At 73.9% G+C, this 12,194-nt stretch carries 12 protein-coding genes; 6 read left to right on the top strand and 6 right to left on the bottom strand.

Going from position 1 to position 12,194, the window contains the following annotated elements:
• Window positions 1-37 precede the first annotated feature (37 nt).
• The 5 genes from ACR9E3_RS19425 (at window position 38) to ACR9E3_RS19405 (ending at window position 5,618) form a co-directional block, all read left to right on the top strand.
• Window positions 38-943: an aldose 1-epimerase family protein gene (locus ACR9E3_RS19425; RefSeq protein WP_460382158.1), complete on the top strand. Its 906-nt coding sequence runs from the start codon at window positions 38-40 to the stop codon at window positions 941-943.
• Window positions 940-1,893, top strand: coding sequence for a carbohydrate kinase family protein (locus ACR9E3_RS19420; protein ID WP_460382157.1), 954 nt, complete (start codon window positions 940-942; stop codon window positions 1,891-1,893). Before ACR9E3_RS19425 ends, ACR9E3_RS19420 begins: the two co-directional genes overlap by 4 nt.
• 185 nt (window positions 1,894-2,078) lie before the next feature.
• On the top strand, window positions 2,079-3,383 hold the full coding sequence (locus ACR9E3_RS19415; RefSeq protein WP_460382156.1) for a citrate synthase: 1,305 nt from the start codon (window positions 2,079-2,081) through the stop codon (window positions 3,381-3,383).
• A 58-nt stretch (window positions 3,384-3,441) separates the two neighbouring features.
• Window positions 3,442-4,194: a phosphotransferase gene (locus ACR9E3_RS19410; RefSeq protein ID WP_460382155.1), complete on the top strand. Its 753-nt coding sequence runs from the start codon at window positions 3,442-3,444 to the stop codon at window positions 4,192-4,194.
• Window positions 4,195-4,238: 44 nt separating this feature from the next.
• Complete coding sequence (locus ACR9E3_RS19405) at window positions 4,239-5,618, top strand: cryptochrome/photolyase family protein (protein ID WP_460382154.1); 1,380 nt, start codon at window positions 4,239-4,241, stop codon at window positions 5,616-5,618.
• Between the two features lie 73 nt (window positions 5,619-5,691).
• Here ACR9E3_RS19405 and ACR9E3_RS19400 read toward each other — a convergent pair whose 3' ends face one another.
• From ACR9E3_RS19400 to ACR9E3_RS19390, 3 genes are all read right to left on the bottom strand, one after another.
• Window positions 5,692-6,684, bottom strand: coding sequence for a glycine betaine ABC transporter substrate-binding protein (locus ACR9E3_RS19400; protein ID WP_460382153.1), 993 nt, complete (start codon window positions 6,682-6,684; stop codon window positions 5,692-5,694).
• Window positions 6,685-6,748: 64 nt separating this feature from the next.
• Window positions 6,749-7,942 carry an ABC transporter permease gene (locus tag ACR9E3_RS19395; protein ID WP_460382152.1) on the bottom strand — a complete coding sequence of 398 codons (1,194 nt, stop codon included), beginning with the start codon at window positions 7,940-7,942 and terminating at the stop codon, window positions 6,749-6,751.
• Window positions 7,939-8,853: an ABC transporter ATP-binding protein gene (locus ACR9E3_RS19390; protein ID WP_460382151.1), complete on the bottom strand. Its 915-nt coding sequence runs from the start codon at window positions 8,851-8,853 to the stop codon at window positions 7,939-7,941. Before ACR9E3_RS19390 ends, ACR9E3_RS19395 begins: the two co-directional genes overlap by 4 nt.
• Before the next feature lie 194 nt (window positions 8,854-9,047).
• Between ACR9E3_RS19390 and ACR9E3_RS19385 the strand changes: the two genes are divergently transcribed.
• The gene (locus tag ACR9E3_RS19385) at window positions 9,048-9,362 is read left to right on the top strand and encodes a hypothetical protein (RefSeq protein ID WP_460382150.1); all 315 of its coding nucleotides are present in this window, start codon (window positions 9,048-9,050) and stop codon (window positions 9,360-9,362) included.
• On the opposite strand, the gene ACR9E3_RS19380 is transcribed toward ACR9E3_RS19385, so the two are convergent.
• The 3 genes from ACR9E3_RS19380 to ACR9E3_RS19370 all read right to left on the bottom strand — a co-directional run bounded on the left by ACR9E3_RS19380 (window position 9,359) and on the right by ACR9E3_RS19370 (window position 12,176).
• Complete coding sequence (locus ACR9E3_RS19380; protein ID WP_460382149.1) at window positions 9,359-10,342, bottom strand: gamma-glutamylcyclotransferase; 984 nt, start codon at window positions 10,340-10,342, stop codon at window positions 9,359-9,361. The two genes, ACR9E3_RS19385 and ACR9E3_RS19380, sit on opposite strands and share 4 nt — an antisense overlap.
• A 104-nt stretch (window positions 10,343-10,446) precedes the next feature.
• The gene (locus ACR9E3_RS19375; protein ID WP_460382148.1) at window positions 10,447-11,091 is read right to left on the bottom strand and encodes an MBL fold metallo-hydrolase; all 645 of its coding nucleotides are present in this window, start codon (window positions 11,089-11,091) and stop codon (window positions 10,447-10,449) included.
• Window positions 11,088-12,176, bottom strand: coding sequence for an S-(hydroxymethyl)mycothiol dehydrogenase (locus ACR9E3_RS19370; protein WP_460382147.1), 1,089 nt, complete (start codon window positions 12,174-12,176; stop codon window positions 11,088-11,090). The genes ACR9E3_RS19375 and ACR9E3_RS19370 overlap by 4 nt, the downstream gene beginning before the upstream one ends.
• Window positions 12,177-12,194 lie beyond the last annotated feature (18 nt).

Genomic DNA, 12,194 nt, shown 5'->3' with positions numbered 1-12,194 from the left:
CGTCAAACGATCGTCACACCCGCTAGCGTGTTCCGCCGTGCACCCGACCGGCGAGCAGATCGACCTCGTCGCCGGCCCGACGCGCGCGGTCGTCACGGGCGTGGGCGCCGGCCTGCGGGCCCTCGCGGTCGACGGGCGGGCCCGCGTCGAGGGCTTCGAGGCCGACGCGACGCCGCCCATGGGCGCCGGCGGGGTCCTCGTGCCCTGGCCGAACCGGATCGCCGGCGCGGCCTACACCTGGCGCGGGCGGACCTACGAGCTCGAGGCCACGGAGGCCGCGCGCGGCAACGCCATCCACGGCCTGCTGCGGCGCCGCCCCTGGGACGTCGTCGACCGCGCCGAGGACCGGGTGACGCTCGCCGCCGACGTCGAGGCCGCGTGGGGCTGGCCCGGGCCGCTGCACGTCGAGACCACCTACGTCGTCGAGCCGGCCGGCCTCGCGGTCGCCCACGCGCTGACCAACACCGGCGCCGACGACGTGCCCGCGGGCATCGGCACCCACCCCTACCTGCGCGCCGGCGACGCCGCCCCCGCCGACTGCACGCTCGCCCTCGCCGCCGACCGGATCGTCGACACCGACGAGAACATGATCCCCACCGCGGTGCGCCCCGTGGAGCCCGGCGAGGACCTGCGCGGCGGCCGCCGCGTCGGCGACCTGGGCCTCGACACGTGCTTCGGCGCCGCACCGGGGCCCGACGGCGTCCTCGGCGTGCTCACCGCCCCCGACGGCCGGGCCACCGAGCTCCGGGGCGACGCGTCGATCCGCTGGGTCATGGTCTTCACCCCCGACGACCTCGCCGGGCGGGGTCGCGCGGTCGCCGTCGAACCCATGACGTGCCCGGCCGACGCCGCGAACTCCGGCACCGACCTGCGGGTCCTGGCGCCGGGGGAGACGTGGACGGTGCGGTGGGGGATCACGGCCCGCGACGGGGAAGCGGCGTGACCGGCCGCGTCGTGGTGGGCGGCGAGGCCCTCGTCGACCTCGTGCCCACGCCCGACCATCACGAGGGTGACCCCGCCCTGCGCCCGCTGGCTCCGCGCCTGGGCGGCGGCCCGTTCAACACCGCGGTCGGGCTGGGGCGCCTCGGGGTGCCGACGACGATGCTGACGCGGCTCTCCACCGACCCGTTCGGCGACGCGCTGGCGGCCCGCCTCGAGGGCAACGGGGTCGACACGGCACTGCTCCAGCGCGGGCCGGAGCCCACGACGCTCGCGGTCGTCACCCTCGGCGCCGACGGCGCGGCCCGCTACACGTTCCACGTCGAGGGCACCGCGGACCGTCTCGTCGAGGCCCCCGGCGAGCTGCCGGACGACACCGCGGCGGTGGCGGTCGGGACGCTCTCGCTGGTGCTCGAGCCGGGCGCGTCCCGCTACGCCGCGCTCGCCGAGCGGGAGGCCGCCCGCGGGCGGCTCGTGAGCCTCGACCCGAACCTGCGACCGGGGCTGGTCGACGACCCCGGCGCCGTCGTCGCGCGCCTCGACCGCATCGCGGCCGTGGCCGGCGTCGTCAAGCTCTCCGACGAGGACGCCGAGCGCTGGGGCCGCACGGCCGCGGACGTGCTCGACGCGGGGGCGGGCGCGGTCGTGCTCACCCGCGGCGGCGAGGGGCTGACCGCGTACACCCGCGGCGGCGGCGTGGTGTCGACGCCGGCGGACTCCGTGGGCCCGCTCGTGGACACCATCGGCGCCGGCGACAGCGTGCACGCGGCGCTCCTGGGGTGGCTCGCCGACCACGACGCCCTCTCCCGCGACGCGGTCGCCCGCCTCGACGCGGAGGCCTGGGCCGACGCCCTGGGCTTCGCCGCCCGCGCGGCCGCCTGGACGGTGTCACGGGCCGGCGCGGAGCCCCCCTGGCGGGCGGAGCTCGACGGTCAGGCGATCCACCGTTCGTAACGTGGTTGTCACACAGTGACACGCACCACGCCGCTCGACGCCGCCGCTCGTGATGCGGCGCGGACCGCGAGGGGACTACGGTTCGCGCTCGTACGACCCCGACTGCTGCGGGAGCGCGCCGCGGGGAGACCCCCCGGCGGCCGGGCCGCCCCTCCCGCCGACGAGCGCGAGAGGTACTGACGCCGATGGCCAGCGAGGACACCGAGAAGCGCACCGCCACGCTGTCGTACCCGGGCGGCGAGCACACGATGGAGATCGTCGAGGCGACCGAGGGCGCCTCCGGTGTGTCGCTCGGGAAGATGCTCGGCGAGACCGGGCTGATCACGCTCGACCCCGGCTACGTGAACACCGGCGCCTGCCGCTCGGACATCACCTACATCGACGGCGACGCCGGCATCCTGCGGTACCGCGGCTACCCGATCGAGGATCTCGCGAAGAACTCGACCTTCGTCGAGACCAGCTACCTGCTGATCTACGGCGAGCTGCCGAACAAGCAGCAGCTCGACACCTTCACCGACCAGATCCAGCGGCACACGATGCTGCACGAGGACCTGAAGAAGTTCTTCGACGGCTTCCCCGTCGACGCGCACCCGATGCCGGTGCTGTCGTCGGCGGTGTCCGCGCTGTCGACCTTCTACCAGCGCGCCCTCGACCCGTTCGACGAGCCGAACGTCGACCTCTCGAGCGTGCGCCTGCTGGCGAAGGTCCCGACGATCGCCGCCTACGCGTACAAGAACTCCATCGGGCAGCCGTTCCTGTACCCGGACAACAACCTCGGCCTCGTCGAGAACTTCCTGCGCCTGACGTTCGGCCTGCCTGCCGAGCAGTACCAGATCGACCCCGAGGTCGCCCGGGCGCTGGACATGCTGTTCATCCTGCACGCCGACCACGAGCAGAACTGCTCGACGTCGACGGTGCGCATGGTCGGCTCGTCGCAGGCCAACCTGTTCGCGTCGATCTCGGCGGGCATCAACGCCCTGTTCGGCCCGCTGCACGGCGGCGCCAACGCCGCGGTCCTCACGATGCTCGAGGGCATCCGCGACAACGAGGGCAACGCCGACGAGTTCGTGCGCAAGGTCAAGAACAAGGAGCCGGGCGTCCGGCTCATGGGCTTCGGCCACCGCGTGTACAAGAACTACGACCCGCGCGCGGCGATCGTCCGCGACACCGCGCGCGGGATCATCGAGAAGCTCGGCGGCGGCGACGAGATGCTCGACATCGCCATGAAGCTCGAGGAGTACGCGCTCCACGACGAGTACTTCGTCGAGCGCAAGCTCTACCCGAACGTCGACTTCTACACCGGCCTGATCTACCAGGCGATGGGCTTCCCGACCGAGATGTTCACGGTCCTGTTCGCCATCGGGCGCCTGCCGGGCTGGATCGCCCACTGGCGCGAGATGATCGACGACCCGGACACCCGCATCGGCCGCCCGCGCCAGGTCTACACCGGCCCGACCGAGCGCTCGTACGTCGGGCTCGACCAGCGCTAGCGAGACCCCGGGTGCAGCGAACGGGTATCTCGCTGCCTCTAGGCGTCGGAAGTCCCCGTTGATCACCCGGATCCCGCTCGGATCCGGGTGGGACAGCGACGCCGTGCTCGTCGACGGCCGCCGGGTCGAGCGCACCGCGCGCCGGCCCGCGGCCGAGGCGGGGCTGGCTCGCGAGGCGCGGCTGCTGCCGTGGCTCGCGGGTCGCCTGCCCGTGCCGGTGCCCGACGTCCGGGTGGTGGCGCGCGACCCGCTCGTGGTGCGCCACGAGCTGCTCGTCGGTGAGCCGCTCGACGCGCCCGATCCCGCCCGGGGCGCCGCCCTCGGCGGGTTCCTGCGGGCGCTGCACGCCGTGCCGCTCGCCGAGGCGGTGGCCCACGGGCTCCCGGACCCCTCGACGACGCAGGGGTGGCGCGACCGGGCCTTCGACCGCTTCGCGGCCGAGGTCCTGCCCCGCCTGCCCGACCCCGGGCCGCTCGCGGCGCGCCTGGACCGGCTGCGCGACGCCCCGGCCTCGGTGCTCGTGCACGGCGACCTGCGCGCCGAGCACGTCCTGGTCGCCGGCGGCCGGATCACCGGTGTCCTCGACTGGTCCGACGCCCGCGCCGGCGACCCCGCCAAGGACCTCGTCTGGCCGCTGCTCGGGACACCGCCGGACGTCGCGGCCGCGGTGGCCGCGGCGTACGGCGCGGACCTCGGCGACCGCGCGAGGGACTGGCATGCCGTCGCGCCCTGCTACGCCGTCGTCCACGGGCTCGACACGGGCGACGACGCGCTGGTCACCGCATCCCTGGAGCAGCTCGCGGCGTCGTGAGCCCGGCCAGGCGTAGGCGTGTCGGGCCGGGGTAGCCGTGCTCCATGGGTGACGACCGCGAGGACACGGCCATCGTCTGGTTCCGCCGCGACCTCCGGGTGCACGACCAGCCGATCTTCACCGAGGCGGCGGCCCGGGCGACGAGGTCGCTGGCGGTGTTCGTGCTGGACGAGAAGCTCCTCGGGCCGTCCGGGAAGGCCCGGCGGACCTTCCTCTTCCGCAGCCTGCGCGACCTCGACGAGTCCCTCGGCGGGCGCCTGCTGGTGGTGCGCGGCGACCCGGCCGAGGCGATCCCGAAGCTCGCGGGCGCGGTGAAGGCCGGCAGCGTGCACGTCGCCGCCGACTACGGTCCCCACGGCCGGGAGCGCGACGAGGCCGTCGAGAAGGCGCTGTCCGACCGCGGTGTCGACCTCGTCCGCACCGGCTCGCCGTACGCCGTGGCACCGGGGCGGATCACGAAGTCCGACGGCGAGCCCTACAAGGTCTACACGCCGTTCAGCCGCGCCTGGGCCCAGCACGGCTGGCGAGCCCCCGCCGACACCGACGCGTCGACCGTGTCCTGGATGGACCCCTCGGAGAAGGACGGCGGGCCGCGGGCGGTGAAGGTCCCCGACGACGAGGCGCCCGAGGCCGAGCTGCCGGCCGCGGGCGAGCGTGCCGCGCTGGACCAGTGGGCGGCGTTCGTCGACGAGCACCTCGCCGACTACGACGACCTGCGCAACCGCCCGGACCGTCCCGCCACGTCGCGGATGTCGGTGTACCTCAAGTACGGCGTCGTCCACCCGCGCACGCTGCTCGCGGACCTCGGCGGCTCGGGGAAGGGCCCGACGTCGTACCGCAACGAGCTGTGCTTCCGGGACTTCTACGCGTCGGTGCTGTGGTTCTTCCCGCGCTCGGCCCGGGAGAACTTCGACCCGAAGTTCGACCGGATCACGATGGACACCGGGAAGTCCGCGAACGAGAAGTTCCGTGCCTGGCAGGAAGGGCGCACCGGCTTCCCGGCCATCGACGCGGCCATGCGCCAGCTGCGCGGCGAGGCGTGGATGCACAACCGCATGCGCATGGCCGTCGCGTCGTTCCTGGTCAAGGACCTGCACCTGCCGTGGTGGTGGGGCGCGACCCACTTCATGGACCTGCTCGTCGACGGCGACCTCCCGTCCAACCAGCACGGCTGGCAGTGGGCCGCCGGGTCGGGGACCGACGCGGCGCCCTACTTCCGCGTCTTCAACCCCGTGACCCAGGGGGAGCGCTTCGACCCCCAGGGCGACTACGTCCGCCGCTGGGTGCCCGAGCTCGCGGACGTCCAGGGCAAGAAGGTGCACCAGCCCTGGAAGCTCGACGAGCCGCCGTCGGACTACCCCGACCCGATCGTCGACCACAAGGCGGAACGCCAGGAGGCGCTCGACCGCTTCAACGCGCTCTGAGGTGCGCCTCCGGCGCTCGTGAGCACTTTCGCGTGCCCCAGCACGCGAAAGTGCTCACATGCGCGGAGCGCACCTACTGCCCGATGAAGCCCCGCTGCTGCAGGAACTGGGCGGCGACCTGGCCCGGGTCGGCGCCCTGCGAGGAGATCTGCCCGTTCAGCTGGAGCATGACGTCGTCGGTCAGCGCCGGCGAGATCTGGTTGAACACGTCGACGACGCGGGGGTTCCGGTCGACGACGTTCTTCCGGATCGTGTTCGACGCGTTGTACTTCGGGAAGAAGTTCTTGTCGTCGGCCAGGGACACGAGGTTCAGCGCCGGGATGCGGCCGTCGGTGGTGAACACCTCGCCGAACTTGCAGGGGTCGCCGTTGGCGGTGGCCTGGTAGATCGCGCCGGTGTCGAGGACGGTCAGGGCCGGCGGCGAGCTGTAGGGCCGGGTGACGCCGTAGGCCTTGAGCAGGTTCGGCAGGCCGTCGTTGCGGCTCGCGAACTCGGCCTCGACGCAGGTGGTGGCCTGCGGGTTGCCGCTGTTGATGAAGTTCGCCCAGTCCGTCGTCGTGCGCAGGTTGTTCTGGTCGGCGAAGGCCCGCGTCGTCGCGATCGCGTAGGTGTTGTTGAACGGCGTGGGGTTGGTCCACACGATCTGGTTGCGCTGCAGGTCCTGGTCGCGCACGGCCACGTACTGCTGCTGGGAGTCGGGGATCGGGGTGGTGTTCTGCAGGTTCGTGATCCACCCGGTGCCGGTGTACGACCAGCCCATGTCGATCTCGCCGGAGAGCAGTGCCTGGCGGGCGGCCGCCGAGCCGGTGATGTTGCACCGGTCGTTGACGGTCGCGCCGACCGACTGCAGCGCCGCCACGCTCATCTTGCACAGGAGGAGCTGCTCGTCGAACTCCTGGCCGCCCACGGTGTAGGTCTGGCCCTGGAGGTTGATGCCGCTCGCGGCGAGGCTGCCGCCCGAGGCCTGGGGCTGGCCGGTGCCGGAGAGGCCACCACAGCCGGCGAGGACGAACGCGAGCACGACGATGATCGCGCCGGCCACCCGGCCGGTGGTACGTGTGTGCATTGCGTGATCTTTGCACCACGTTGGGGCGCTGGCGAGCCCTGACGGGCGTGGTGGTGCGGGGAGCTCAGGTCCGGGCGCGTCCCAACGCCTCGCGCAGGCTCACCCGCGCCCCGGTGCGCAGCACCGAGTTCGCGTAGATCTTCCCGCCGAGCGCGAGCACCGCGGCGGTGAAGGCGAGCGTGAGGGCGAAGGCCAGCACCACCTGGCCCACCGGCGCGACACCCAGGGCGACGCGGGCGGGCATGAACAGCGGGCTGAACGGCGGCAGCAGCGAGATGACGGTGATCGCGGTGCCGCGCGGGTCGGAGGTCAGCAGGTTGAACCCGACGACGAAGCCGAGCAGCACCGTGACCGTGATCGGCGACAGCACGCTCTGCGTGTCCTCCTGACGGGAGACCAGCGAGCCCGCCGCCGCGAAGACCGTCGCGTAGAGCGCGAAGCCCAGCAGGTACCACACGACGACCGAGACGATCGTCGACACCAGGCTCGCCCCGGCGGTCAGCACGCCCGCGACGCCTGCGACGGCGAGCCCCGCCCCGCCGAGCACGACCAGCTGCAGCAGCCCCACCCCGCCGAGCCCGAGCACCTTGCCGAGCAGGAGCTGCCACGGCCGCACCGAGGACAGGACGATCTCGACGACACGGCTGGCCTTCTCCTCGACCACGCCCTGGGCCACCATCGCGCCGTAGGTCTGGATGGAGAAGAAGAGCAGGAACGCCCCGCCGAGGCCGAGGCCCAGGCGCACCCCGGCCTGCGGGTCCGGTGGCTCGGCGGCGATGACGACGGGCCCCGACTCGCCGACCGCCGCGTCGAGCGCCCCCGGGTCCACGCCCCTCCCGGTCAGGTACGCGTCCCGGGCCAGCGACGACGTGGCGTCGACCAGCGTCCGTTCCAGGTCCGCCTCGGGCTCGGACTCCACGTACACCCGCGGACGGGTCGGCTCGCCGCTGACCACAGCGTCGAGGTCCCCCGCCCGGACCGCGGCCTCCCCGGCGGCGACGTCGGGCTGCATCACCACCGCCACCGTGAGGCCCTCGGTCGGCGCCGCACGCTGGATCGGCCCCGTGAGCGCCGTCGCCGGCCCGACCACGCCGACCCGTGCGGTGTCCTCGCTCGACGCGATCGTGGCGACCACGGCGGCGTAGACACCGAGCAGGACGAGGACGGCGACGGTGCTGAGCAGGAAGGCGCGCCCCCGGACGCGCGCGACGAACTCGCGGCGCGCGATGAGGCCGACGGGCCGCAGGGAGCCGATCACGCGGCCACGTCCGCGGGCCGGTCGGCCACGGTGTCCCGGTAGATCTCGGCGAGGGCCGGACGCCGGCGCCGGAACTCGTGGACCGGCCCGGTGCGCCGGGCCGCGTCCAGCACGGCCGTGATCGTCTGCTCGGACCCGTCGGCGAGCGTCAGCACCAGCCCGCCCTCGGCGCAGCGGGTCGCGGCCACGCCGGGCAGGACGTCCGCCCAGCCTTCCGGGGCGTGCGGGGCGGCGACGACGAGCTCGGTGGCGGACGCCGCACGCAGGTCGTCGACGGTCCCCTCCGCGACGAGGCGCCCGGCGCGCACGATGCCGACGCGGTCGCAGAGGCGCTCGACGAGCTCGAGCTGGTGGCTGGAGAACACGACGGGGGCGCCGGCGTCGCACCGCTCGCGCAGCACCTCGCTCATGACGTCGACGGCCATCGGGTCGAGACCCGAGAACGGCTCGTCGAGCACCAGGACCTCCGGTTCGGCGACCAGCGCGGCCGCGAGCTGGACCCGTTGCTGGTTGCCCAGGCTGAGGCGCTGCACCTCGTCGCCGCGGCGCTCGGCGATGCCGAGGCGGTCGGTCCAGCGGTCGGCGGCCTCGCGGGCGTCGGCGGCCGAGCGCCCCCGCAGCTCGGCGAGGTAGCGCAGCTGGGTGCCGACGGCCATGCGCGGGTAGAGACCGCGCTCCTCGGGCATGTAGCCGATCCGCCGGCGGGACGCGGCGTCGAGCGCGCGGCCGTCGAGCCGGACCTCGCCGGCGTCCGCGGCGAGGACCCCCAGCGCGATGCGCATGGTCGTCGTCTTGCCGGCGCCGTTCGCGCCGACGAACCCGTAGAGCTCGCCCGGGCGGACCGTGAAGGTCATCCCGTCGAGGGCCACCGTGGAGCCGAAGCGCTTGGAGATCCCGTCGATCTCGAGCATGAGTCCCCCTGTCCGAGCCGGCGCCAGGATGTCGGACGCGACGATGATCGTCCACCGGAACGGGACCACATCGTGATCCCGGACGTCGTAACGAGGGCTGGCGGTCGGTGCGACGAACGGGACAGAGTGGAGATCCACGGGAGACGGTGCTGCAGCGGTGCTCGTCCCGGCTCCACACCGACCGGAGGGCACGCGTGCGGACGCTGACGGTGTGCGGGGTGACGCTGCTGCTCTTCCTGGGCTGCGCGCCCCTCGCCGTGCCCGGCATCCCGCGCCTCCACGGCGTGCCCGCCCCCGTCGCCGTGGGCGCCCTGGTCCTCGCCGGTCTCGCGCTGCTCGCCGGCGTCGCGCTGCTCGTCCGCGGTGGCCGCGTCCGGCGCCGGGCCGAGGAGTCGCGCGCGGCGACCGTCGCCGCGCCGCCGCGGGAGCCCGCACCGGCCCCGCGGCCCGCGCCGGCACCGGCGGCTCCCGGGGCGCCCGGCTTCGTCTCGGTTCGCGTGCGCCGCTAGTCGGCGGGCCACGCGGTGGTCAGCGGCGCGCCGTGCACCGGGCCCTCCCACGTCCAGACCCACGCGAGGGCGCCGTCGTGCTCGCCGTGGACGACCGCCCGCCGGCGTCGGTAGTCGGGGCCCTCGTAGCGGTCGAGCACGGGCAGCGCGGCCGGCGGGTCGGCGAGGGTGAGCAACGCCCCCCGTGCCCGGCCCGGTCCGCCGGGGACCAGGGCCGGGTAGCCGCGCCCGGTGTCGTGCACCCGACCCGGCATCCACGCCGTGACCGGGTCCCCGGTCACGTGCGGGGCCATCAGCGACCAGGCCCGCCGCCCGGGCAGCAGCGTCCCGTAGACGAAGACGCGATCGGGCCACGACGCCGGATCGGGGTCGCCGCGCACGACGGTGACCGCCTCCGGCGCCGGCGGCGCCGCCTCGCCGGCGAGGTCACGAGCGGCCTCCTGGCCGACGGCGGTCACCGGCACCGGGGCGCCGTCCACGAGCAGCGGCGCCCGCACGGGATCGCCCGCCCAGTAGGTCCAGACGCCGTCGAGCCGAGCCCCGTCCTCGGTGCGGACGGACCCCGCTCGGAGACGCACGAGGTCGTAGCGCTCCCCGCGCCCCTCGCACCGGTCCAGCACACGCACCTGGTCCGGCGTCGCCATCCACACCGCGTGCGTCTCGACGGCGCCGGGCGCCACGGCCAGCGTCGCCGGCCGTGCGCCGTCGCGTGCCCGCAGCCCGGCGGCCCACACCGCGGCGAGCCCCTCCACTCGGGCCCGCAGCACGACCGCGGGCCCGCGCAGACCGAGGTGCTCGCGCAGCCACGTGAGCTTCGACGGGCAGCGGTTGGAACCGAAGGCCAGCACCGGCACCCGGGAGGTCATCGGCGCCGCGCCGCGGGCGGCGAGCCACCCGTCGAGGTCCCGTCCGCCGACCGTCCACCCGGCGGCCGCCGCCGGCGCGGGCTCGAGCCGGTGGGCGGCCGCATCGAGGTGCACGAACGAGAAACCCGGCGCGACCCCCGGGTAGGGGTCGGCCGGGTACTCGTCGTCCGGATGGGCGGGGCCGACGGGTCGACCTCCGCTCCGAGGCTCCCGCAGGCTCAGTAGCCCCGCTCGCGGTACTCCTCGAGGCGCGCGGCCTCGTCACCGACCTTCGTGGTGTCACCGTGCCCGGTGCGCACGATGGTGTCGCCGGGCAGCGAGAACACCTTGTCCGCCAGCTGCTCGATGAGCACGTCGAAATCGGAGTACGACGGCCCCGTCGCCCCGGGCCCGCCGTTGAACAGCGTGTCGCCCGAGAACAGCGTGCCGATGTCGGGCGCGTAGAACACCGTCGACCCGGGGGAGTGCCCCGGCGTGTGGATCGCCCGCAGGTCGATCCCGGCGATCGTGAACGTCTCGCCGTCGGTGATCTCGCCGTCCGGCTCGCGGTCCGGGTAGGTCATGTTCCAGATCACCCGGTCGTCCGGGTTGAGCAGGATCGGCGCGTCGAACGCGGCCGCGATCGCCGGTGCGGCGTTGACGTGGTCGTTGTGCGAGTGGGTGCACAGGATCGCCACGACGTTGCGGTCGCCGACGGCCTTCTTGATCGCCTCCGGGTCGTGCGGGGCGTCGAGGAGGACGACCTCGGACGAGTCCCCGATGATCCAGACGTTGTTGTCGACGTCGAAGGAGTTGCCGTCGATCTCGAACTTGCCCGACGTCGTGATGTGCTCGACGCCCTCGCCGACCTTCTCGGCGCTCACAGGATCACCACCGAACGCAGCACGTCACCGTGGTGCATCTTCTCGAAGGACTGCTCCACGTCGTCGAGGTTGATCCGCTCGGTGACGAACTTGCCGAGCGGGAAGCGACCCTGCAGCGCGAGGTCGACCAGCATCGGGAAGTCGCGGCTGGGCAGGCAGTCGCCGTACCAGGACGCCCGCAGCGACCCGCCGTGGGAGAAGAACGGCTGGAAGTCGGCCTCGAGCTTCATGTCCGGCGACGGCACGCCGACGAGCACCAGACGCCCGGCGAGGTCGCGCGCCTCGAACGCCTGCTTCCAGGTGGCCGGGATGCCGACCGCGTCGACGACCACGTCGGCGCCGAAGCCGCCGGTGAGGTCGCGGATGCCCTGCACCGGGTCGGTGTTCTTCGCGTTGATCGTGTGGGTGGCGCCGAAGCCCTTGGCCCACTCGAGCTTCCGGTCCTCGGTGTCGACCGCGATGATCGTGGTGGCGCCGGCCAGCGCCGCCCCCGCGATCGCGGCGTCGCCGACGCCGCCGCAGCCGATGACCGCCACGGTCTCGCCGCGCTGGACCTGCGCGGTGTTGATCGCCGCGCCGGTGCCGGCCATGACGCCGCAGCCGATGAGGCCGGCCTCCGCCGGGTCGACGTCGGGGTTGACCTTCGTGCACTGGCCCGAGTGCACCAGCGTCTTCTCGATGAACGCCCCGATGCCCAGCGCGGGCGAGAGGGCCTCGCCGGTCTCCTTGAGCGTCATCGGCTGCGCGGCGTTGTGCGTGTCGAAGCAGAGGTGGTGGTGCCCCTTGCGGCAGGCACGACAGACCCCGCACACCGCGCGCCAGTTGAGGATGACGAAGTCCCCGACCTCGAGCCCCTCGACGCCCTCGCCGAGCGACTCGACCACGCCCGCGGCCTCGTGGCCGAGCAGGAAGGGGTACTCGTCGTTGATGTTGCCCTCGCGGTAGTGCAGGTCGGTGTGGCACACCCCGCACGCCTGGACCTTCACCACGGCCTCGCCCGGACCGGGATCGGGGACGACGATCGTCTCGACCGTCACCGGCTTGCCCTTCTCCCGGGACACGACGCCCCGGACCTCCTGCGGCATGTGTGCGCCTCCGTGTTC

The organism is Actinomycetospora sp. C-140, assembly GCF_054796175.1.
The sequence above is the reverse complement of the archived record's forward strand: the minus strand, read 5'-3'. Positions and strand labels throughout refer to the sequence as shown.

Bases quoted from the DNA above. Each gene is read 5' to 3' on its own strand.
- ACR9E3_RS19415 (WP_460382156.1), top strand. From the start codon at position 2,079: ATGGCCAGCGAGGACACCGAGAAGCGCACCGCCACGCTGTCGTACCCG.
- ACR9E3_RS19405 (WP_460382154.1), top strand. From the start codon at position 4,239: ATGGGTGACGACCGCGAGGACACGGCCATCGTCTGGTTCCGCCGCGAC.
- ACR9E3_RS19400 (WP_460382153.1), bottom strand. From the start codon at position 6,684: ATGCACACACGTACCACCGGCCGGGTGGCCGGCGCGATCATCGTCGTG.
- ACR9E3_RS19390 (WP_460382151.1), bottom strand. From the start codon at position 8,853: ATGCTCGAGATCGACGGGATCTCCAAGCGCTTCGGCTCCACGGTGGCC.
- ACR9E3_RS19370 (WP_460382147.1), bottom strand. From the start codon at position 12,176: ATGCCGCAGGAGGTCCGGGGCGTCGTGTCCCGGGAGAAGGGCAAGCCG.